We start from the raw sequence: 22,218 nt of genomic DNA, 5'->3' as shown, positions 1-22,218 counted from the left end.
AACGTACAAAACCCAATCTCCGAATTATTCGGAGCCTTTGTGAGACACAAGCCTAAAACTGTCAAACAAAGTCACAGTATCGGCCGGCGGCTGGCCTAAATACGTCAGCCTGAAATCATCCACCCGAACTTCACTGCCACTTCCTTGATACTCGGCAAAAATTGTCAGTGAGGTATTGTTGCCGCTGTTGAATGTAATCAAATCCTGTCTAAAGCTGTCGTCCCCCTTTGGAGCTCCGGACAGCGTGCTGTAGTCAGATAGTTTTTCTGCAACTACCGTTGATCCATCACTGCTCAGGACACCAAATTTTACTTTTGCGTCACTGCCATTCTTCTCAAGGATGTACATTGACAGCGTATAGTCCGTGTAGGCCACAACATTCACAGTTTGAGAAATTCGGGGCTCACTGGGTGAGCCCGAGTCCTCTGCATTGTATTTGAATTTAATCGATCCATCGGCACCGCTGGCGGAGTTACTGGAATCCTGCACCTGACCGATTCCCACGCCCTCGTAGACGTCCCAACCATACTGTCCGTCTGTGAAATCCGCATTAATAATTTCCGCCTCTTCGGCAATATAGTCATCGATTAAGGCGAAAATCTGCGCGCTGTTTGCAGTACCAGAATTGAAGCTCAATGTAGACAACTTGTATTTATCGGTACTACTCAAGTCACTACGGTAGATTTCTGTGCCAAGATCAACTAGTAAAGTCGCATGCCCCTTTACAAAGGCTGATAGGGTGTAATTGGTATTCTGATTGAGGCTCACGCTCCGGGAAACACTGGCCGCGGGGGAGTCCAACCTCACACTTCTACCACGAGAGAATACTTCTCCCACATCTGTTGTCAGTATCGCGCCGTTATTGATCCATCCATCCAGCCCACTATCAAAGTCGTGATTCACAATGGCGACTTTTTTTACGAATCCACGGCTCATTGGTGGCCGGTAGTTGATTGGACCGACATCTTCGGCGCTCAACAAACCGCTGGTCACTGGATCAGTGGATATGTCGTCCGCGCCGGCAAGTGTATTCCCTAAGCGCACCTGCCCATCCATATCATTTACAACACCATCAAAGTCCCCCCGCTCGAGGCCATCCACCGCCGACAAATCAACACTTCCATCAGGCCGGTAAATACCCTTTGAATCCTCTACCAGGCTGGCATCCTCAAAACGTATTCCCTCTACTGAGGACAGAAGCTCACTGTCGGAAAATGTTCCACCGTAAAAGATATTCCCACCAATGACTGAATTCACTGGCATTCCATCTTCTGCCTGAACAATAACCGGACCAATGCCTGAGGCAATAATATTATTGTGCAGGTAGATATTCCGTGGATTTGTCGACTTGCCTCCACCATCTACGTTGAGACTGTTGACGCTGTCAACTATGGTATTGTGCGCAATATATACATTTTCCACTTGCTGGTATCCGTTGGTATCGTTTCCATCGGCTCCCAACAAGACAATTCCACCGTGGTGAAGGGTATCCAGGTAGCGAGCACCCTGAATATAGTTGTTTATGATGGTGTGTCCATCATCGACAATCCGCAGCCCTCCAGCAAAGGGGTGATCGTCACCGAGAATAAAGTTACCGCTGATCGTTGCGCTGGAGCCGTGCCGGGTTGTTATCGATCCATGACTATCCCGAACTGTATTATTGCGAATAGTATTATTTCCAGATTTATTGGAAATAATCTCCGCTTCTCCCTGAATTCTTTCAAAGTAGTTGTATTCAATCACGGAGAAAGAATCGCCGGTATGAGAATCGCTTGTCCCCAAGCGTATCGCCTCATACTCATTGTCACTACTGTCGGCATAAGCCTTGCCATTGACAGGAGGGCGATCTCCGAAATAGTTATGATCGATTGTTGCCCTATCCTGCTCCATGGTATCCACGGTCATTCCATTTTCTGAGTCCAACCAGCGGTCAACCACCAGCAAAGCACCACGGTTATTCTTTCCAGCGAACCAGCTGTGATCCACGCGATTATTTGAACCGTAAATATTGATCCACTTGCTCGATTCCGTGCTGTCCACATCGAAATCAATGATGGAAATTTCCGTAATCCGGCAGTAATTGCAAGGTATATTGCCGTTGCCGCGGGTTTGAATGACATCGCTATTGGCCGCATAGCCGTCTTTGAAAATCAATCCCTGCAAGACAACGTATTCCCCGCTCATATTGACGCTCACTTCACCTGTTACAGTAACAGTACCTGAACGCTCGGCGGCGACGGTTATCGGCGCTTCGGGGCTTCCAACACCACCGAATTGCAACTCAAGATTTCTGTATTCACCCGCGGCGAGACATACAGTAGTCCCCGGTGCCATATCGTAACTGACAGCATCTTCCAGGGCCCCAATGCTTGCGACCGTCTCCGTGCAATGGATTGCTGGAACGGTATCGTTATCTCCCAGGCTACCGCGAGCAAAATTTGGACCTTCGGGATCGGGTTCGGGATCGGGTTCGGGATCTGGATCGGGTTCTGAATCGGGTTCGGGATCAGGTTCTGGGGCGGGTTCCGTAGATACGATCCCATTGAAGTTAGTTTTAGCGTCGCTATTGGAGTTGCCTCCACATCCGGGGAGAAAGGAGAGCAATACCAGCACTCCGAGCAGGTATTTGATATGCACTGTGATTCCCTCATCTCGCATTTATCTGTTTTATTGTTGCGCCCATCGCACGGACCGAGCGGGGCCACAGCATGCTAGCAAAGCCATATTTGTCGAACAATATTATTATTTTAATTTATGCGCTATTACAGATTTGGCTTCTAGAAGACAATATAAAAACAATAAATTGTTCTGATACAGAGGAAATACAGGTTGATTTAACATTCGCAGGAGCGCTTAACAGATTACGCCCGAGGGATTAGATTCTTTGCGGATAAGAGGGGGAGAGAGTTGTGCACCCCGCATCCGCTAAGGTGCACACGAGAATCGTTGAAGGCTGAAGGGTAACTTGGGTGCTTTTTACAGGCCGAGCTCGGCCCATATTTCATCTACTTTTTTAACCACTCTGGGATCTCTTTCAATTGGTCTGCCCCACTCCCGGGCGGTTTCTCCCTGCCATTTGTTTGTGGCATCAAAGCCGATCTTGGAACCAAGACCGGAAACCGGAGAAGCGAAATCGAGGTAATCGATGGGTGTGTTTTCCACCATTACAGTGTCCCGTGCGGGATCCATACGGGTAGTTATGGCCCAGATAACGTCCTTCCAATCACGGGCATTGACATCATCATCGGTAACGATCACAAATTTCGTATACATGAACTGTCGAAGAAAGGACCAAACTCCCATCATCACCCGCTTGGCATGACCGGGATACTGTTTTTTCATGGTCACTACCGCGAGACGGTAGGAGCATCCCTCCGGCGGCAGATAGAAGTCGACAATTTCCGGGAATTGTTTCCGCAATATCGGCACGAAAACTTCGTTTAGAGCCTCGCCCAGTACCGCCGGCTCATCCGGCGGCCGACCAGTGTAGGTGCTGTGATAGATCGGATCTTTGCGGTGGGTGATTTTTTCCACGGTGAATACGGGGAAGCGATCCACTTCGTTGTAGTATCCGGTGTGATCACCGTAAGGTCCCTCATCGGCCATCTCATCGGGGTGTATAAAGCCCTCCAATACGAATTCTGCACTGGCGGGCACCTGCAGGTCGCTCAATTTGGCCTTGACCACTTCAGTTTTATCGCTTCTCAGCAGACCGGCAAACGCATATTCCGACAGGGTATCCGGCACTGGTGTTACCGCGCCGAGAATGGTGGCGGGATCTGCCCCCAAGGCAACCGCTACCGGATAGGGCTCACCGGGATGGCGCTTACACCAGTCGCGGAAATCCTGAGCTCCCCCCCGATGGGAAAGCCAGCGCATAATCAGACGATTGCGACCCAGTAGCTGCATGCGGTAGATACCCAGGTTCTGGCGTTTTTTCTCGGGGCCACGGGTAATCACCAATGGCCAGGTGACCAGTGGCGCCGCATCGCCCGGCCAGCAGGTCTGGATCGGCAATTTGGTCAGGTCCACACCCCCTCCGCTGATTTCCACCTGCTGACAGGGAGCCTTGTTTACTACCCGCGGGCCCATATTCATCACCTGCTTGAATACCGGCAGTTTCTCCCAGGCATCGCGCAGATTTTCCGGGGGCTGGGGCTCTTTCAAGAATGCGAGCAGCTCCCCCACCTCTCGCAGTTCGCTTACCCGTTCGCGGCCCATCCCCAGCGCCACCCGCTCAGGGGTACCGAACAGGTTGGCCAATACCGGGATATTGAAACCTACCGGGTTTTCAAACAGTAACGCAGGGCCACCGGAACGCAGCACACGGTCGGCTATTTCCGTCATTTCCAACTTGGGGTTTACGGGGTATTGAATGCGCTTGAGAAGGCCGCGTTTTTCCAGCAGCTGGATAAAGTCGCGGAGGTCTTTGTATTTCATCTGGTTTCTGGCACCGAATAGTCATTCGCGCCAGTTTAAAACAGCGGGAGCAAAATAGGGAACGGCCCCTTGGAACAAGGAGCAAAAACGGCCCGCAGCAAACGCTGCGGACCAGGGGCGATTAAGCAGCTCTTTCGCGGGACCGCGAAAGAACGGAGTTCTTAGAAGCGGGGACGACGCGGACGATCTTCTCGCGGCTTGGCTTCGTTGACACGGATGTTACGGCCAGACAGCGGCTTGTCGTTCATCTCCTCAATCGCTTTGCGCGCTTCGTCGTCATTCGGCATTTCTACAAACCCGAAGCCTTTGGAGCGGCCTGTCTCCCGGTCGGTGATCACAGTAGCCCGGGAGATTTCTCCAAAAGCACCAAAAGCTTCGTGCAGTTCGTCAGAGGTAACGCCGTAGGCCAGATTTCCAATATAGATATTCACAAAAAAGTCTCACTAGATACGTGGGCTGTCGTGCAGTCACAAATGGATAACCAGCTCCACCAGATCATCCATTTGAGATTGACCCCATATAGAGACTCCCCAATTGGGAACTCCAGGGTCAATTCGGTTGGGCGTCGTACACTTCCAGCGCCACAATGTGGAACTTATATGCCTAAAGGCGCACCTTTTCAACTGAAATTGGCGCAAATGGCTGTCTTATTCCACAGCTGTCCATAACCGACGCCGCGCAAGCGACACCGGTTATAAACCATGATTATTTCCGTTTCATGGACAAGAAGAATTCGTCGTTGGTCTTGAAATCCTTCAATTTATCAATCAGGAATTCAGTGGCGGCCAAGTCTTCCATGTCGTGCAGCAGCTTGCGCAAAATCCACACCCGCTGCAGTTCGCCCTCTGGCATCAACAATTCCTCGCGGCGAGTGCCGGAGCGACGGACATTAATGGCAGGGTAGACACGCTTTTCAGCGATCTTGCGGTCGAGCTGCAGCTCCATATTGCCGGTGCCCTTAAACTCCTCGAAGATCACTTCATCCATTTTTGAGCCGGTGTCTACCAGCGCAGTCGCGATAATGGACAGGCTGCCGCCCTCCTCGATATTGCGCGCCGCACCAAAGAAACGCTTGGGGCGCTCCAGCGCATGTGCGTCCACGCCGCCGGTCAGCACCTTGCCGGACGAGGGCACAGTGGTGTTGTAGGCACGTGCCAGGCGGGTGATAGAGTCCAGCAGGATCACTACGTCTTTCTTGTGCTCCACCAGCCGCTTGGCCTTCTCGATCACCATCTCGGCCACCTGTACGTGGCGGGCCGGCGGTTCATCAAAGGTGGAAGCCACCACTTCACCGCGCACGGAGCGCTGCATCTCTGTCACCTCTTCGGGTCGCTCGTCAATCAGGAGCACGATCAGGTGACATTCGGGGTTGTTGCGGGTAATGGCCTGCGCCATGTTCTGCAACATAATGGTCTTACCGGCCTTAGGCGGCGCCACAATCAGCCCGCGCTGTCCCTTGCCAATAGGAGCCACCAGATCAATGATGCGGCCGATCAGGTCCTCGGAGGAACCGTTTCCGCATTCCAGAGTCAGGCGTTCGTTGGGGAAGAGTGGGGTGAGGTTTTCAAACAGGATTTTGTTGCGGGCGTTTTCGGGCTTGTCAAAATTAATTTCACTGACTTTCAGCAGTGCAAAGTAGCGTTCACCCTCTTTCGGCGGACGTATTTTGCCAGATATGGAGTCGCCAGTGCGCAAGTTGAATCGACGGATCTGACTGGGCGAAACATAGATATCATCCGGGCCCGCCAAGTATGAGGAATCGGCGGAGCGCAAAAAACCAAAACCATCCTGAAGAATTTCCAATACGCCGTCGCCGTAAATATCTTCACCGCTTTTCGCGTGGCGCTTGAGGATATTGAAAATAATGTCCTGCTTACGCGATCGGGCCAGATTTTCCAGGCCCATGCCCTTGGCAATTTCAATCAGTTCTTCAATGGGTTTGGTTTTAAGTTCGGAGAGATTCATACCAATTGCTTTATTAAGGTTTCATACCAGTTGGCGCGGACGCGCCGGAAACATTGAGGAGGGGTTAGGGGTTTGAAAATTTGCTCATTGTTACCCGAAATATCGCAACGCCGTTGCCTGCCAAACGAAAACCTCAAGGGAACTCACCGTCTACCCTGATTCCACAATGGGAGGAGCAGCTTTGACCGGATTAATTCAGCTCTTCGAGTTCGACTCTAAGGAGTATTCGCGCCGGGGATGGTCAGCGACCTTACGGAGGGGCGTCTTCGTCAGCTCGTCGTCAGTTCTCTGATTTGCGACTCGTCTGAATAATTACAGATTAACGAACAGTATAACGGCTGTTTCCCATCCTGCAAAGGGGATTTTCCCCCATGCAGGATTGGCGCCACACTTTACAGTTGGCTGTCGATGAACTCAGTCAGCTGAGCGCGGGAAAGCGCGCCGACCTTGGTTCCTTCCACATTGCCGCCTTTGAACAGCAGCAGAGTGGGAATACCGCGCACATTGTACTTGGCCGGAGCCTCTTTATTCGCGTCCACATCAACTTTGACGATCTTCAGCTTGTCGCCATAGTGCTTGGCCAAATCTTCCAGTACCGGCGCGATCATCTTGCAGGGGCCACACCACTGAGCCCAGAAATCCACCAATACCGGGCCCTCGGCCTTCAGGACTTCGGCTTCGAATTCGGCGTCAGATACGTTGACGATCTCGCTCATATTGCTTACCTGTTCTTTGCTCGTTCATTGTTGGGCCGTTACCGGCCTCGCGGTCTCCGCGGAGGTGGGCGACATGATACACGATATTGTGGGTGCCGCTGTCATTCCGCGGGGCGTTTTCCGCTAAATGGGGACGCAGGCGAAGCTTTCAAGGCCCCTCAGCACTGTTCGAGAAAGCGCTGCAATATCTCATCAAGATAGTCAAAACCGAAAGGCGTCGCGGCTATATGCCCTTCCAACGGCTGCACCAGATCCATCGCCTGCAACAGCGGCCACTGGCGTTTCAACGCCGTCAGCGGCAGCCCCGTGTAGCGGCTGAAACTGTCCGACGGTACCCCACCCACCAGTCTCAAGGCATTCATCAAAAACTCCAGCGGCAGATCCTCCGGCGCCACCGGATCGCTCTGTGGTGGGGCCAGCCCGGTGGCGATCAGATCAGGCGAAGCCGCTGTCAGATAATGATGCGGCGCGCGGGTGCGACGGCTGCGCAATATCCGCTCTTGGTCCGGCAGTGTCACCTTGCCGTGGGCGCCGGCGCCGATGCCCAGGTAGTCGCCAAAAGACCAGTAGTTCAGGTTGTGACGCGACGCCATACCGGCGCGACTGTATGCGGACACTTCATAGCGCGCATAACCCTGCGCGGCCAGATATTCCCGCCCACTGGCCTGCATGGCCGCAACCAGGCCAGATCCAGGTACAGTCGGCGGCGCACTGTAAAAAGCCGTATTCGGTTCTATGGTCAGCTGATACCAGGAAATATGTTCCGGTCCCAGGGATACAGCGCGCTCAAGATCGGCGAGCGCTTGCGCTTCCGTCTGCCCCGGCAGGGCGTGCATCAGATCCAGATTGATATTATCGAAGCCCGCGCGACGCGCCATCCCCAGCGCAGCCTCGGCCTCCTCCCCGGTGTGAATACGCCCCAGGTTCTTCAGCTGGCGCTGGTCGAAACTCTGCACACCGATGGACAGGCGGTTGACCCCAACGGCCCGGTAGCCGGAAAACTTTTCCTGCTCGAAAGTGCCGGGATTGGCCTCCAGGGTAATTTCAATATCTTGGGCGAAGCCCACCATTTTCTCCGCTGTCTCGAGAATCTCACCAATGGACGCCGGAGAAAACAGGCTCGGGGTGCCGCCACCGAAAAATATAGAGCACAGCCTGCGCCCCTGTACCCAGGGCAATTGGCTCTGCAAATCGCGCCGCAACTGCTCAACGTAGGCAGCTTCGGGCAAACCGTAAGCGCTGCGGCCGCCATCCGCCTCCCGACTGCCAGCGCCTGTAGCTACCGCATGTGAATTGAAATCGCAGTATGGGCACTTGCGCACACACCAGGGAATATGTACATACAGGCTGAGCGGAGGCAGCCGCAAGGCGGAATCATTCAAGCCGGTTGTCATCCTGCATCTGTTCCCGCCACATGGCTTCAAACAGCCTCACCGCCCGGGCTCGGTGACTGATGCGGTTTTTCACTTCCCGCGGCAACTGTGCCGAAGTCATTTTATGGGACTCAACGTAAAACAGGGGATCGTAACCGAACCCCTGCTCGCCCAGCGGCGATTGCAAAATACTGCCGCGCCACTGAGCGCTGCACACCAGCGGAACCGGATCGTCGTGGCGGCGCACAAACGCCAGAGCACAGTGAAAACTGGCATGGCGCTGACTGTCCCCGACACTTTCCATAGCATCGAGCAACTTGCGGTTGTTTTCCTCGTCGCTGGCACCGGGGCCCGCGTAGCGAGCGGAGTAGATGCCCGGGGCGCCACCAAGGGCGTCTACCGCCAGGCCAGAGTCATCTGCTAGCGCCGGCAGGCCGCTGACACGGCTGGCATGGCGCGCCTTGATTAATGCATTTTCGATAAAACTCAGGCCCGACTCCTCGACATCCGGGGTTTTGAACGCCGACTGGGGCACAACTTCGATATCCCAGCTGGCGAACAACTGGGAAAACTCGCGGAGTTTGCCAGCATTTCCACTGGCCAGCACGATTTTTTGTAGCATCTCGGTTCAATAAAAAAAGCGGGCGCCAGGCCCGCGGCAGCTTATACGGATATCGCAGGGAAAATGTCAGTCTTTTTCCAATTTGCGGCGGAATGTAATGGTCTCGGTCCTGCCGTTGGGCAGCTTGACCTTTATGTCAAAGGTGAGAGTTTCCTCGTCTTCGAAGCGCAGCGGCGCCAAGTAGTAAACGGCATCACCCTCGCGGATTTCAAGAAACTTCAGTTGCCTCGACTGCTGGATCAGGTTGGTAGCGGTCCCAGACAGCTCTGTACTGAGCCCGCGCTTGCCCCCCACCTTTTCCACCACTGATACGTTGACAAAGGCCCGGTCCTTGGCGCGTACCAATTGGTAGTTCTGCGCAATTGCCGGCTTGATAAATTCACTGTTGAACACCGTAAAGATTACCCGGTAGTCACCGAAATCCTCGTGACTCTTGATAACCTTGGCCTCTTGCGCGGCGGCGCCGGCGGCCCACATAAGCAGCAGCGATGCGGCGGCTAGAATCTGTTTCACTATTTACCTCCAATCGTTATCAGTGGATACCGAATCGGCACGCGGATGAATCACCTATGACTGCCGGCCGGAGCAAGCCGCCTGTCCGGTAGCAGTTTACCGGCACGTCATTCCGCAAAAAACCAAGCACCGCGAATAAGGCGGCGACCGGGCGCGGGAACTGCATGTCCCAAAGAAAAAGTTTAGCGCGTCAGATGGTAGATGGCCGTCTCGCCAAACAGATTGGGCAGAAAATCCTTAAGAGCGGCTCCCACCCTGGATTCGGATACTACTTGGCGGTGTAAAATCGTCCAATGATTCTCGCGGCAGAGGACCTCAAAATCACGAAAAGTACAAAAGTGAATATTGGGTGTGTCATACCATTCGTAGGGTAATAAATCCGATACCGGCATACGTCCGGAAAAAGCCAGGTGCCAGCGCGCCTTCCACTGCCCAAAGTTGGGAAAGGTAATGATGCATTGGCGCCCCACCCTGAGCATTTCCCGCACCACCAAGTGGGGGTAGCGCAGGGTCTGCAGCGCCTGGGTCATAACAACGGTATCAAAGCTGCCGTCGGCAAAATTGCCAAGCCCCTTGTCCAGATTCTGCTCCACCACGCTCACACCGCGCGCCATGCAACGCTCTATCTGCGCCGGATCGATTTCGAGGCCATAGCCGCTGACCTGCTTGTTGCGACTCAATTGCTCCAATAGCTCACCATCGCCGCAACCCAAATCAAGCACCCGGGTTCGCGGTGCTATCCAGTCCTGGATGACATCCAGATCTATGCGCATTCAGTTCGCCTCCCCTGCTTTTGTCAGTGCCGCGGCCACACCGTGCATATATGTCGCGAACACGCGTTGATAGCGCTCGTTCGGCAACAGAAAGGCATCGTGCCCCATGGGAGACTCAATCTCGGCGTAGCTGACCGGCACATTGGCGTGCATCAGTGCATCCGCAATCTCACGTGAACGCTGCGGGGCGAAGCGCCAATCAGATGTGAAGGAAATCAACAGGAATTTGCATTTGGCGTGGGAGAAGGCCTGCACCGGGTCGTCGCTGTATTCTCTTGCCAAATCGAAATAATCCAGTGCGCGTGTCATCAGGATATAGGTATTGGGATCAAAACTGTTGGAGAAGGTGTCGCCCTGATAGCGCAGGTAACTCTGCACCTGGAATTCCACTTCTTCCTCCACCCCCAGCTGGAAGGAACCGGAGCGCAGCTCGCGGCCGAATTTCCGCCCCAGGCCGTCGTCGGACAGATAGGTGATGTGACCTATCATTCGCGCCACTGCCAAACCCCGGCGCGGCAGTTTTCCCTGCTCCAGATAGCGGCCGCCGCAAAAATCCGGGTCCGAAATAATCGCCTGCCGGGCGGTCTCATTGAAGGCAATATTCTGCGCGGACAGTTTCATCGCCGAGGCGATCACCACACAGTGGCGCAAGCGTTCGGGATATTCCAGTGACCAGCGCATTGCCTGCATACCGCCGAGGCTGCCGCCCACCACTGCGGCCCACTGCTCTATGCCGAGCAGATCCGCCAGGCGCGCCTGGCTGTGCACCCAGTCGCGCACGCGCAGGGGAGGGAAATCCGGCCCCCAAGGTTTGCCGGTTTCCGGATTGACGGAGGCAGGACCGGTAGAACCGTGACAGCCCCCCAAATTGTTCAAAGACACCACAAAGAACTTGTCGGTGTCGATCGGCTTGCCTGGGCCTATGTAGTGATCCCACCACCCCGGGCGCTTGTCTTCCGGCGTATGGCGACCGGCGGCATGGTGGTGACCGGACAGTGCGTGGCAAATCAGCACCGCGTTGCTTCTGTCCGCGTTCAGCTTTCCATAGGTCTCATAGACCAGGGTGTATTCCTTCAGCGTGCGCCCACAGGCAAGCGTCAGTGGCTCACTGAAAGTGTGGCTCTGCGGCACTACGATACCGACGGAGCCGGGTTCAGCAGTGTCGCGCTCGAAAGGCGGTGAAAGTTTTTCGGTGGACAAGGCTGTCGTAACTTCCGGAGTTGGCGGATGTAAACGGATAGGGATTCGGGGAGTTTACGGGACTAGGACAGTAGAAGACAAATGACACCCACCGGCGGACGGCCACGCACCGCCGGTGGAAAGGACCCGTACTTTAGTGCACAGCCGGCACCTTCTTCAGCGGCGTGACGTTATGCGGTTTTGGTGCCGGTGCCAGCGGTTGCGGGGCGGCGCTACTCTGGCGCAAAAGTTCCTCGAGTGCTGCCAGGGCACTTTCATTGCGCAGCACTTCCTCCTCCAGCGTGCGCAAGTCGCTGCGCTTGTTACGCGTCTTCTGTTTAAGCTCTGTCAACTTAATCAGGTGCCGGTTGAGAAGGTGCTTCTGATACTGCACATGCTGCTTCAGCGGTTCCAGGGCCTGGTCGAGCCAGCCGTCGGCGGTGGAAATAAGCTGACTGTAGAGGCGGCCCACCTCACTGGCGAGTGTGGCGATAAAACGCTCCGTGAGACGGTTGCGGCGCGCCAGCAACAGTTGCGGTGAACGCCGCAACTGTGCAGCCTGGCGATGCAGGCCACGCAGCGCGATGCGGAATTTGTGAATACTGAAATGCTGCTCCCGGGCTTCTTTCTCTCCGAGATTGGCCCGTTCAAAAATGGCGTCCAGCAAGCGATTGACCTGGGCCACCTCCCGCTCCAGGTTGGACAACTGGTGATCAACCCCCTCCATAAAACCGTCGATGGCCTTAGCCAGCCCCAGCGGTGTCCAGCGCTGATGCAACGCGCGGCTGGTGTCATCAATCAGGGACTGCAGCTGCTGGCTGGAAATAGGAGCCAACAGTGATGCCCGCTGGCGGGAGAGCATGCGCTGGCTGGATTTTAGCGTCAGCAGCTCCTGATGGCAGACTTTGTGCTGCTCACGCACCGTTTGCTGCAGCTGCGCCAGTTCCGCAAGCTGATCGCCATTGGCAGCACTATTGCGCTGTAGGTGACCGAGCGCCGCCCGCCCACTGTTGAGCCGGCGCTTGAGCAAGTCACGAGTATCCGCCATCAGGGTCAAAGCCTGGTGGAGGGAGCGGTTCTCGGCCATTTTCTGGCGGTGCTCCATTAGCCGCTGTACCAGCAAACTCTCGAATTCGGGAAAGCGACTCGCCTGCAGCAGCTCCTGGTCCCCCTGCGAACGCGCCAAAAGCGCCTTTTTGGCGGACACGCCGACGACGCTCTCCTGCGGCAGTGCCAGCAACTTGGCCACCTGGGCCCGCATGCGCCGCAGCAGCATCTCCGCGTCTTCATCCGGATCGTCCCAGAGCACATCGACTTTATTCAGCAGCGCCATCACCGTTGTGTCTCGGTGTTCGCGCAGGGGCACCAGGTGGGTCTCCCACATATTCAAATCGGTGCCGCTGACACCCGCATCAGCGGCCAGCAAAAAGGCGACCGCCTGAGCGCTGGGCAGGGTGCTGAGCGTCAATTCCGGCTCATTGCCGAGGGCGTTCAATCCGGGGGTGTCGATAATCCGCAACCCCTGGGCCAGCAGCGGGTGTGGCAGGCAGATAAGGGCGTAGCGCCAGGCGGGAATTTCAACCAGCTTGCCCTTGCTGTCCAGGTGGCGGCGATCAAATCCGTAGCGGGCGGCTTCTTCCGGCGTCACCGACTTGCTCGCTGCGACTTTGGCCAGAGCCTCGCGGGTGGCATCTGGGTCATCGGCATCAAATTCGTGCGTGACCCATTTCTGCGGTATGCGGCGAAAGCTTTCCAGGCTGGTGTTGGTGGCCAGCGTCTCTATTGGCAACAGGCGCAGACTCGCCCGCTCGCCGCCATCGCTGAAAATCTCCGTCGGGCACATGGTGGTGCGCCCGGGCTTGGATGGCAACAACCGCTTGCCGTAGGTATCCGACAACAGGGCGTTGATGAGTTCTGTCTTGCCGCGGGAGAATTCGCCCACCAGCGCAAGGGTGAATTGATCCTCGGCCAGCAGCGCGCGCGCCTGCTGCACCACTTGGCGCGCCCCGGCGGAATTGGGGAAATGCTCCCGGAGCCAAGTGTTGAAACTGGCAAACTGGTGGTCCAGGGCCTTTTTCCAGCGGTCGTAATCGGCGATGTGCTGGCGCAAGATGGCGTCTTCCATGTAATCCGTGTTCTTCTTATTACTGCCGTTCGGGGTCGGCCCTGACAGCCGACCGACAGATTATAGAAGCGCCTGAAGCACAGTTTTGCGACCTAGTACGCGGGAAATTGAATTAAGGAACCTCTGATTAATTCGCGTGAACACTATGGTAGCTTCCGGGGCGCTCAGGCAATAGGATGGCCATTTCGAAAACGCACGAGTGCTTCCCTGTAGCTCCGACGGATACATCCCTGTATCCGACGGTTTCGAAATATCCGTCCTATCACCTGAGCTTCATATCCGCCCCTGAAGAACTTCTGCCACCAGAAAGTGATTTAATCAGAGGTTCCTTAAAAGCCGGGGATATGCCAAAAGAGGCTGTAGACAAACGCGGGCATATTGGCCATCTGCGCAAACCCCAACAGTAGCTTGTCCGCCACCGTCAGCAAAATAAACACGAATATGGGGCTGATATCGATCATACCCAGCGGCGGTATCAACTTGCGTACCGGACCGCAAAAGGGCTCCAGCAGCTGGTGCAGCAACAGCAGCGCGGGATGGCCGCTATGCGGCGCTATCCAGCTGAAAACAATGGAAATCAACAAACCGACAAAGGCGATGGCAATCACTGTCATCGCGCAGCCGATCAGCGACCACAGCAGTGCCGAAGCCGGGTTGTACAGGCCTCCACTCGCCAGCAGGCCGCAACCGAGAATCATCACCCAGCCCACCAGCAGCGCCAGCACCACCGACGCCATATCCACGCCAAACAGCCCCGGCACCACCTTGCGCAGCGGCAGCAACACCGGGTTGGTGACCTTCACTATGCCCTGGGAAATGGGATTGTAGAAATCCGCCCGGGCCAACTGCAGCAGGAAGCGCAGTAGCACCGCGAAGAGATAGAGAATGCCCAGTGAGGCGAGCAGAAAGACACCGATATTGCTGAAAGTGTTGACCATCGAAAATCCTTGTTTAGTGGAAGCAGCCGCAAAAATTGTCGGAGCGAAAAAAATCCGGAGCAAGGGGCCGGCAGTGCTCAGGAGCGGCTGATTAATTCGCGTACGCGCTGTGTTAGTTCCCCAGGGCGCTGGAAGCGCCTCAGTTATCCAGCTCTTTTGCCATCTCCGCCGCGCGCGCGGCACAGTCACCCATGGCCCGCTCGACCAGGTCCGGCAGGCCGCCGTTCAGGAAACGTTGTATTGCGCGCTCGGTAGTGCCTTTCGGAGACATAACATTCCGTTTCAACTGAGCCACGTCCACATCGCTGGCAACCGCCAGTTTCGCCGCCCCCAGGGCGGTTTGCAAGGTCAGCCGCTCCGCATCCTCGCGCCGCATGCCGGCCTTTTCCGCCGCATCGATCATCGACTCCATAAACTGGAAATAATAGGCGGGACCAGAACCGGATACGGCGATCACCTGATCTATCCCCGACTCGTCATCGACCCAGTGAGCGATACCCACCGCTTCCGCCAACTGCTCGGCGATCCGCCGCTGTTCCGCCGACACGTCCTCCGCCGCATAGAGGCCGGTGACGCCAGTTCCAACCAACGCCGGCGTATTCGGCATGGCCCGCACCAGGGGCACGCCGGTACCCAGCCAGCGGCGGTAAGCGGCGAGGGGAATACCGGCGGCGAGGGTAATCACCAGAGGTGCGCGGGCGCTTACCGCTTCGGCCACAGACAGGCACACATCCTTCATAACTTGCGGTTTCACCGACAACACCAAAACATCGGCCTCGGCCACCGCGGCACTGTTGTCGGTTGTCACCCGCACTCCGGTCCGCGCGGAAAAATCCGCCAGCTTCCGTTCATTGACACCAGTGGCAATAATTCGCTCCGCCGGATAGCCGCTGGCCAGGAGGCCCTCGATTACCGCCCCGGCCATATTGCCGGCACCGCCGATAAATACCATTTTGGGTTCTGTCACACTGGCCTCCTCTTTATTAATTGCGGGCACCGAAGATATCAGTACCGATTCGCACAATGGTCGCGCCGCAGGCGATGGCCGCTTCCATATCGCCAGACATGCCCATGGAGAGGGTGTCCAGCGGTTGCCCCGGCAATTGATTCCGCAGTTGGCGCAGCAGCTGTGCCAACTGCGCGAAGGGCTCCCGTTGTCGGGCGGCGCTTTCTCTCGGTGCGGGGATAGCCATCAGTCCCCGCAGGCGCAGATTCGGTAGCTCCGCCACCGCCGCAGCCAATGCCGGCAGCGCTTGCACAGACACGCCGGACTTACTTTCTTCCGCGTCAACATTCACTTGCAGACAGATGTTCAAAGGCGGCATCTCCGGCGGCCGCTGCGCGGACAAACGCCGGGCAATCTTCAAGCGATCCACCGTATGCAGCCAGTGGAAGCCCTCTGCCACCGCGCGGGTTTTATTCGACTGCAGCGGCCCGATGAAGTGCCAACAGATATCCAGGTCCGCCAACTGCTGTCGCTTCTCCTGCGCCTCCTGCAAATAGTTCTCACCGAAATGGCGCTGACCCGCCACATAGGCCGCGCGCAGGTCTTCCGCCGGGCGCGTCTTGGATACCGCCAACAGGCTCACCGCGCCCGGATCGCGGCCGCAGGCGGCGCAAGTTGTGACGATGCGCTCACGCACGCGATTCAAGTTTTCGACGATAGTCTCTTTGCGCATATACTGGGCCCCTTATCCGCGAGGCGGGCAATTCTAACCGAGGCCCCCGCAAGAACCACAAAACAGCCCGACAGATACCCCAGGCTTGAGAGAACAATAAGGTAGCAGTATGGACATTACAGAACTCCTCGCCTTCAGCGCCAAACAAAACGCCTCCGACCTGCACCTGTCCGCGGGACTGCCGCCCATGATCCGTGTGGACGGTGACGTGCGCCGCATCAACCTGCCGCCTATGGAGCACAAGCAGGTGCACTCTCTGATCTACGAGATCATGAACGACAAACAGCGCAAGGATTACGAGGAGTTCCTGGAGACCGACTTCTCCTTCGAGGTGCCCGGTGTGGCGCGCTTCCGTGTCAACGCCTTCAACCACAACCGCGGTGCCGGCGCGGTTTTTCGGACCATTCCGTCCAAGGTCCTGACCATGGATGACCTGGGGATGGGCACGGTATTCCGTCAGATCTGCGACACGCCCCGCGGCCTGGTTCTGGTAACCGGCCCCACCGGCTCCGGTAAGTCCACCACCCTGGCGGCAATGATCGACTACATCAACGACAACAAATACGAACACATCCTCACCATTGAGGACCCGATCGAATTTGTGCACGAATCCAAAAAGTGTCTGGTCAACCAGCGCGAGGTGCACCGGGACACCCACGGTTTCGCCGAAGCCCTGCGCTCGGCCCTGCGGGAGGACCCGGACATTATTCTGGTGGGTGAGATGCGGGACCTGGAAACCATCCGCCTGGCGCTCACCGCCGCCGAAACCGGCCACTTGGTATTCGGCACCCTGCACACCACCTCCGCCGCCAAGACCATCGACCGCGTCGTGGACGTTTTCCCGGCGGAAGAAAAGGACATGGTGCGCTCCATGCTGTCGGAATCCCTGCAGGCGGTCATCTCGCAAACACTGCTGAAAAGAAACGGCGGCGGCCGCGTGGCCGCCCACGAAATCATGCGCGGCACGCCGGCGATCCGGAACCTGATCCGCGAGGACAAGGTCGCACAGATGTACTCCGCCATTCAAACCGGTGCCAACGTCGGCATGCAGACCATGGACCAGTGCCTCCAAGACCTGGTGGGCAAGCGCATCATCAGTCGAGAGGCCGCGCGCGAGAAGGCCAAAATGCCGGAAAATTTCTAAGGAACTTCCGACTCATTCGCTCCCGCGGGCCCGTGTGAGCAGCTCGGATAATAGGACGAATCGCAGATGCACTGCAGCCGGCCCAGAGCCGGGGCCTCGCCCCTCAGCCGCCGGCCGACATAAACCTAAAGCGGTTACAACACAATGGATATTGAAAGACTTTTGCAACTGGTTGTAGAAAAAGGGGCTTCCGACCTCTTCGTCACCGCCGGTGTGCCTCCTTCCATCAAAGTTCACGGCCGGGTAGTGCCCGCCAGCAGCACTTCGCTGACACCGGAAAAGGCGCGGGAGCTGGTGGTCGGCATTATGAATGCCAAACAGCGCAAGGAGTTCGCAGACAAAAAAGAACTCAACTTCGCCATCGCCGTGCGCAATGTAGGCCGTTTCCGGGTCTCGGCCTTCTTCCAGCGCAACCTGGTGGGCATGGTGCTGCGCCGTATCGAGACAAAAATCCCCACCATCGATGACCTGGGTCTGCCGGATGTGCTCAAGGATCTGGCGATGACCAAGCGCGGCCTGATTATTTTCGTCGGCGCCACCGGTACTGGTAAATCCACCTCCCTGGCCTCGATGATCGGCCACCGCAATGAAAACGCCAAAGGGCACATCATCACCATCGAAGACCCGATCGAATTCATCCACCCGCACCGCGGCTGTATCGTTACGCAGCGCGAAGTGGGCCTGGATACCGAGTCTTTCGAGGTGGCTCTGAAAAACACCCTGCGGCAGGCACCCGACGTCATACTGATCGGTGAGGTGCGCTCCCGTGAAACCATGGAACACGCCATCGCCTTCGCCGAAACCGGCCACCTGTGCCTCTGCACTCTGCACGCCAACAACGCCAACCAGGCCCTGGACCGCATCATTCACTTCTTCCCGGCGGACCGCCATCAACAATTGTGGATGGACCTGTCGCTCAACCTGAAAGCCATGGTGGCACAACAACTGGTGCCGACTCCCGACGGCGATGGCCGCCGCGCTTGTCTCGAGATCATGATCAATACGCCACTGATGGCTGATCTGATCCGCAAAGGCGAAGTGCACAAAATGAAAGAGCTGATGAGCCGCTCCAATGAGCAGGGTATGCAGACCTTTGACCAGGCTCTGTACGAGCTCTACGACCGCGGCGAAATCACCTACGAAGACGCCCTCGCCCACGCCGATTCCGCCAACGATCTGCGCCTGATGATCAAACTCAAATCCGAATCGGACGCCGAGTACTTAAACAGCGCGGCGGGAGGGTTGAGCCTGCAAAACGATTCCGAATACGGAGATGGCGGGCCGCAATTGTACTGAGAGATTGCGGCACCTTTTGCGCGGCCGCGGATATTGGTGCAAGCCGATCATGGCGCTGTAATGGCCGCCGACGCTGGCAGGCGGGCTCAGGCCAGCTCCTGAAGCAGCGCCTTGACCCCGGCCAGCATTCTGCGGCTGACCAGCGGCTGCTCGGCGACCCCCTGCAGCGTTACACGATAGTGGTTGCCGTCCTTGCGCAGACCGAGAATATGCTGCACCGCCACCAGTGCATTGCGGTGCACACGCACAAAGCGCCCGGCGAACTCGGCCTCCAGGTCCTTCAAAGACTCATCCAAAATGGTCTCACCGTCGCTGTGGTGAGCGACGACATATTTACTGTCGGCGATAAAACAGCGGATGGAATCCACCTCCACCAGCTCCACGCCGCGGCGGCTGACCGCCTTGATACGACTGCGCCCCTGCGGTGCCTCATCACTCTCAACCAGCTTGCGCTGTGGCTTGCTGAGCCTTCGCACCTTGGCAATGGCCTCCGCCAGCTGTGCTGCGCTAACCGGTTTCAGTAGATAACCGACCGCGGCTGTGGCGAACGCCGGCAGGGCAAACTCGGCGTGGGCAGTGCAAAAAATCAGCGCCGGGGGCGTGTCCCGTGCCGACAGGCGACGCGCCAGCTCCAAGCCGCTGTCTCCGGGCATTTCAATATCCAGCAGCACTAGGTCCGGGTCCAGCCCGTCCACCTGTGCGAGCGCATCCAGAGCATCGCCCGCCTCTCCCACCAGTTCGCAATCATCCAGTGACCGCAGCTGCCGGGCCAGGCGCCCGCGTGCCAGGGGTTCATCATCAACGATCAGAACTTTCAACGGGTTCACGCCACCGCCTCCTTCTCCTGCCTCTGTCCCGGAACACCCGCAGTGACCGGCAATTGCAGGCGTACCCGGTAGTCCCCTCCCTCGCGAGCGGCGGAAAATTTGAAACGGTTACCGTAATAGGCCGCCAACCGCTGGCGGATGTTATCCAGTGCCAATCCGTTGCCGCCATGCCGCACCGCCTCCGAGTTCTCCGGTACCGGATTGTCGATGCTCACCTGTAAATTCCCCTGGGCCGACACGAGCTGTATGCGAATTTCGCCGCCCTGGCGCAACCGCGCCACCCCGTGCAGTACGGCGTTTTCCAGCAGCGGTTGCAGCAGCAGGCTGGGCACCTGCAGATCTTCCAGCCCCGCGGCAACTTCCCAGCGGGTGCGCAGGCGATCGCCGAGGCGCAGCCCCTCGATCTCCAGGTAGCGCCGTGCCAGCGCCAGCTCCTGCCCGAGAGGCACCAGGCGGGATTCCGCCAGGCTGGCGCGGAAAAGCGCGGAGAGGTCCTCCACCAGCCGCTCGGCCCTGTCCGGATCGACAGCGATCAGGCTGGCGAGACTGTTCATGCTGTTAAATAAAAAATGCGGGCGTATGCGCGCTTGCAGCGCGTCTATCCGCGCTCCCAGCTCCGCCTGCTGTTGGTTGTATAACTGCTGCTGCACATAGGCGTAGCGCAGCACCACCCCGGCGCAAATGGCGCCGATCAGGCAGTCGCTGAGAAAACGCCAGTAGTCGAAAGGAGCCTGAGACAGGAGCGCCCGCCAGCAATGCTGGGCAACCATTACCGTAAGCAGGACCGCCAGCACCACGGCAAAGCTGAAGGCGCCGGCCAACTTGTGGGGCAATGCCGACAGACGCGGGCGCAACCGGCACAGCAGCGCGGCTGAAGGTAATATCACCCACTGCACCACCAGTGACAACAGTCCCAGGCGCTCCCAGCTGAATGCGCGCAGGCCATCCACGGCCAGCACCAGCACCAGGGCCAGCAATTCCCCCATCAATACCAGTGCCGCCAGGGCGGAAATGCCGCACAGGTCGGGCAGAAAGGGAGGGCGGGTGAGAGGCGCAGAATCTTTACCGCCGCCGGCAATTTCGCGATTCTGCTGCGCTATAATGCCGGCCGGCCTGGGATAAGACATGCCACTTATTATTCTTCCTGGTTCCATAGTCCAAGCGGGAAGATACCACCAGCGCCACGGCCTTTCATCCAACCAGTTGTCAGGGACACCATGAGCAAAGACAATCCCTCCTCCAACCCCGCCGCCAAACTCTGGGGCGGCCGCTTCTCAGAAGCCACCGACGCCTTTGTGGAAAGATTTACCGCCTCGGTCACCTTCGACCAACGCATGGCGCGGGAGGATATAGAGGGCTCCCTGGCCCACGCGCAGATGCTGGCGGAAGTAGGCGTTCTCACGAACGAGGAATACAGCAAAATCGCCGCGGGCCTGAAAGCCATCGCCGCGGAGATCGAAGCCGGTGAATTTCCCTGGGAAGTCGGTCTCGAAGATGTGCACATGAACATCGAGGCGCGCCTGACCGAGCGCATCGGCGACACCGGCAAGAAACTGCATACTGGCCGCTCCCGCAACGATCAGGTGGCAACCGATATCCGCCTGTGGCTGCGCAACCGCATCGATCTGATCGCCGCAGAACTGACCCGACTGCAAGGCGGCCTGGTGGATCTGGCAGAGCGTGAGGCGGACACCATTATGCCCGGCTTTACCCATCTACAGTCAGCGCAACCGGTGACTTTCGGCCACCACCTGTTGGCCTGGAATGAGATGCTCAACCGCGACTACGAGCGGCTGATGGACTGCCGCAAGCGGGTCAACCGTTCGCCGCTGGGCGCCGCCGCCCTCGCCGGAACCACCTACCCCATCAACCGCGCCCGCACCGCTGAGCTGCTGGGCTTTGAAGCGCCGACAGAAAACTCTCTCGATTCAGTCAGCGACCGCGACTTCGCCATTGAATTCTGTGCTTTCGCCGCACTGCTGCTCACCCATCTCAGCCGCGCCAGCGAAGAGCTGGTACTGTGGACTTCGAGCCAGTTTGACTTTATCGACCTGCCAGACCGATTCTGCACCGGCTCTTCCATTATGCCGCAGAAGAAAAACCCCGACGTACCGGAACTGGTGCGTGGAAAAACCGGTCGCGTCAACGGCCACCTGATCGCCCTACTCACACTGATGAAGAGTCAGCCACTGGCCTACAACAAAGACAATCAGGAAGACAAAGAACCACTGTACGACGCCGCCGACACAGCCCTCGACTGCCTGCGCGCTTTCGCCGATATGGTGCCGGCACTGAAGCCGAAGAAAGAAAATATGCTCGCCGCCGCGGCAAAAGGCTTTTCCACCGCTACCGACCTTGCGGACTATCTGGTGCGCAAGGGGGTGGCCTTCCGCGATGCCCACGAAATTGTCGGCCAGTCGGTGTCATTTGCCATCGCGCAGAACAAAGATCTGGCGGAACTCAGCCTGGAACAGCTGCGGCAGTTCTCCAATGTGATCGGAGAAGATGTCTTCGAAGTGTTGACCCTGGAGGGATCGGTAGCGGCGCGGGACCATATCGGCGGCACAGCGCCGAATCAGGTGCGCGCCGCCTGCGCACGGGCCAGAAAAGCCCTCGAGGCACGCTGAG

The 22,218-nt window shown here is 57.3% G+C and carries 19 protein-coding genes; 3 read left to right on the top strand and 16 right to left on the bottom strand.

Features of this window, described 5'->3' with window-relative positions; genetic code table 11:
- Positions 1-24 precede the first annotated feature (24 nt).
- From BM155_RS07500 to BM155_RS07435, 14 genes are all read right to left on the bottom strand, one after another.
- Entirely contained in the window at positions 25-2,637 is a 2,613-nt protein-coding gene (locus BM155_RS07500) for a polysaccharide lyase 6 family protein (protein ID WP_175487771.1), read from the bottom strand.
- Between the two features lie 339 nt (positions 2,638-2,976).
- Positions 2,977-4,440: a 4-hydroxy-3-polyprenylbenzoate decarboxylase gene (ubiD, locus tag BM155_RS07495; RefSeq protein ID WP_074902161.1), complete on the bottom strand. Its 1,464-nt coding sequence runs from the start codon at positions 4,438-4,440 to the stop codon at positions 2,977-2,979.
- Between the two features lie 161 nt (positions 4,441-4,601).
- Positions 4,602-4,871, bottom strand: a complete 270-nt coding sequence (gene rbp / locus BM155_RS07490) for an RNA-binding regulator (RefSeq protein ID WP_067150273.1) — start codon at positions 4,869-4,871, stop codon at positions 4,602-4,604.
- 274 nt (positions 4,872-5,145) lie between these two features.
- Positions 5,146-6,405 (bottom strand): transcription termination factor Rho, encoded by a 1,260-nt coding sequence (gene rho / locus BM155_RS07485; RefSeq protein WP_067150270.1) that lies wholly within the window; start codon positions 6,403-6,405, stop codon positions 5,146-5,148.
- A 392-nt stretch (positions 6,406-6,797) separates the two neighbouring features.
- Positions 6,798-7,121: a thioredoxin TrxA gene (gene trxA, locus BM155_RS07480; protein WP_067150267.1), complete on the bottom strand. Its 324-nt coding sequence runs from the start codon at positions 7,119-7,121 to the stop codon at positions 6,798-6,800.
- 158 nt (positions 7,122-7,279) lie between these two features.
- Complete coding sequence (gene hemW, locus BM155_RS07475) at positions 7,280-8,515, bottom strand: radical SAM family heme chaperone HemW (RefSeq protein WP_074902158.1); 1,236 nt, start codon at positions 8,513-8,515, stop codon at positions 7,280-7,282.
- Entirely contained in the window at positions 8,496-9,116 is a 621-nt protein-coding gene (gene rdgB / locus BM155_RS07470) for an RdgB/HAM1 family non-canonical purine NTP pyrophosphatase (RefSeq protein WP_074902156.1), read from the bottom strand. Before rdgB ends, hemW begins: the two co-directional genes overlap by 20 nt.
- Positions 9,117-9,182: 66 nt before the next feature.
- Positions 9,183-9,629 (bottom strand): DUF4426 domain-containing protein, encoded by a 447-nt coding sequence (locus tag BM155_RS07465; RefSeq protein WP_067150258.1) that lies wholly within the window; start codon positions 9,627-9,629, stop codon positions 9,183-9,185.
- A 182-nt stretch (positions 9,630-9,811) separates the two neighbouring features.
- Entirely contained in the window at positions 9,812-10,402 is a 591-nt protein-coding gene (gene metW / locus BM155_RS07460) for a methionine biosynthesis protein MetW (protein ID WP_074902154.1), read from the bottom strand.
- Positions 10,403-11,602: a homoserine O-succinyltransferase MetX gene (gene metX, locus BM155_RS07455; protein ID WP_074902152.1), complete on the bottom strand. Its 1,200-nt coding sequence runs from the start codon at positions 11,600-11,602 to the stop codon at positions 10,403-10,405. It abuts the gene before it with no gap.
- Between the two features lie 133 nt (positions 11,603-11,735).
- Complete coding sequence (locus tag BM155_RS07450; RefSeq protein ID WP_067150248.1) at positions 11,736-13,706, bottom strand: dynamin family protein; 1,971 nt, start codon at positions 13,704-13,706, stop codon at positions 11,736-11,738.
- A gap of 329 nt (positions 13,707-14,035) precedes the next feature.
- A complete protein-coding gene (locus BM155_RS07445) occupies positions 14,036-14,644 on the bottom strand; it encodes a YggT family protein (RefSeq protein ID WP_067150245.1) in 609 nt (202 codons plus the stop codon).
- A gap of 139 nt (positions 14,645-14,783) precedes the next feature.
- Positions 14,784-15,611: a pyrroline-5-carboxylate reductase gene (proC, locus tag BM155_RS07440; protein WP_231902426.1), complete on the bottom strand. Its 828-nt coding sequence runs from the start codon at positions 15,609-15,611 to the stop codon at positions 14,784-14,786.
- Positions 15,612-15,627: 16 nt separating this feature from the next.
- Positions 15,628-16,323 (bottom strand): YggS family pyridoxal phosphate-dependent enzyme, encoded by a 696-nt coding sequence (locus BM155_RS07435; RefSeq protein WP_067150242.1) that lies wholly within the window; start codon positions 16,321-16,323, stop codon positions 15,628-15,630.
- A 109-nt stretch (positions 16,324-16,432) separates the two neighbouring features.
- Here BM155_RS07435 and BM155_RS07430 point away from each other — a divergent pair, with 109 nt between their 5' ends.
- Positions 16,433-17,467, top strand: a complete 1,035-nt coding sequence (locus tag BM155_RS07430; RefSeq protein WP_074902150.1) for a type IV pilus twitching motility protein PilT — start codon at positions 16,433-16,435, stop codon at positions 17,465-17,467.
- Positions 17,468-17,611: 144 nt separating this feature from the next.
- Entirely contained in the window at positions 17,612-18,763 is a 1,152-nt protein-coding gene (locus tag BM155_RS07425) for a PilT/PilU family type 4a pilus ATPase (RefSeq protein ID WP_067150236.1), read from the top strand.
- 86 nt (positions 18,764-18,849) lie between these two features.
- Here BM155_RS07425 and BM155_RS07420 read toward each other — a convergent pair whose 3' ends face one another.
- Together BM155_RS07420 and BM155_RS07415 are read right to left on the bottom strand one after the other, a co-directional pair.
- A complete protein-coding gene (locus tag BM155_RS07420; protein ID WP_437180637.1) occupies positions 18,850-19,590 on the bottom strand; it encodes a LytR/AlgR family response regulator transcription factor in 741 nt (246 codons plus the stop codon).
- Positions 19,587-20,717 (bottom strand): sensor histidine kinase, encoded by a 1,131-nt coding sequence (locus tag BM155_RS07415; protein ID WP_083421119.1) that lies wholly within the window; start codon positions 20,715-20,717, stop codon positions 19,587-19,589. The genes BM155_RS07420 and BM155_RS07415 overlap by 4 nt, the downstream gene beginning before the upstream one ends.
- Before the next feature lie 90 nt (positions 20,718-20,807).
- Here BM155_RS07415 and argH point away from each other — a divergent pair, with 90 nt between their 5' ends.
- Entirely contained in the window at positions 20,808-22,217 is a 1,410-nt protein-coding gene (gene argH / locus BM155_RS07410; RefSeq protein ID WP_074902148.1) for an argininosuccinate lyase, read from the top strand.
- The last annotated feature ends 1 nt before the right edge of the window (position 22,218 follow it).

It is taken from the genome of Microbulbifer thermotolerans (genome assembly GCF_900112305.1).
Lineage (GTDB): Bacteria > Pseudomonadota > Gammaproteobacteria > Pseudomonadales > Cellvibrionaceae > Microbulbifer > Microbulbifer thermotolerans.
This window is presented reverse-complemented; position numbering and strand designations above follow the sequence as displayed.

Excerpts from the sequence above, each read along its gene's own strand:
- BM155_RS07445 (WP_067150245.1), bottom strand. The coding sequence starts at position 14,644 with ATGGTCAACACTTTCAGCAATATCGGTGTCTTTCTGCTCGCCTCACTG.
- BM155_RS07415 (WP_083421119.1), bottom strand. The coding sequence starts at position 20,717 with ATGTCTTATCCCAGGCCGGCCGGCATTATAGCGCAGCAGAATCGCGAA.
- hemW (WP_074902158.1), bottom strand. The coding sequence starts at position 8,515 with ATGACAACCGGCTTGAATGATTCCGCCTTGCGGCTGCCTCCGCTCAGC.
- BM155_RS07425 (WP_067150236.1), top strand. The coding sequence starts at position 17,612 with ATGGATATTGAAAGACTTTTGCAACTGGTTGTAGAAAAAGGGGCTTCC.
- BM155_RS07435 (WP_067150242.1), bottom strand. The coding sequence starts at position 16,323 with ATGCGCAAAGAGACTATCGTCGAAAACTTGAATCGCGTGCGTGAGCGC.
- rho (WP_067150270.1), bottom strand. The coding sequence starts at position 6,405 with ATGAATCTCTCCGAACTTAAAACCAAACCCATTGAAGAACTGATTGAA.
- BM155_RS07430 (WP_074902150.1), top strand. The coding sequence starts at position 16,433 with ATGGACATTACAGAACTCCTCGCCTTCAGCGCCAAACAAAACGCCTCC.
- rdgB (WP_074902156.1), bottom strand. The coding sequence starts at position 9,116 with ATGCTACAAAAAATCGTGCTGGCCAGTGGAAATGCTGGCAAACTCCGC.
- trxA (WP_067150267.1), bottom strand. The coding sequence starts at position 7,121 with ATGAGCGAGATCGTCAACGTATCTGACGCCGAATTCGAAGCCGAAGTC.
- ubiD (WP_074902161.1), bottom strand. The coding sequence starts at position 4,440 with ATGAAATACAAAGACCTCCGCGACTTTATCCAGCTGCTGGAAAAACGC.
- metW (WP_074902154.1), bottom strand. The coding sequence starts at position 10,402 with ATGCGCATAGATCTGGATGTCATCCAGGACTGGATAGCACCGCGAACC.
- BM155_RS07450 (WP_067150248.1), bottom strand. The coding sequence starts at position 13,706 with ATGGAAGACGCCATCTTGCGCCAGCACATCGCCGATTACGACCGCTGG.
- argH (WP_074902148.1), top strand. The coding sequence starts at position 20,808 with ATGAGCAAAGACAATCCCTCCTCCAACCCCGCCGCCAAACTCTGGGGC.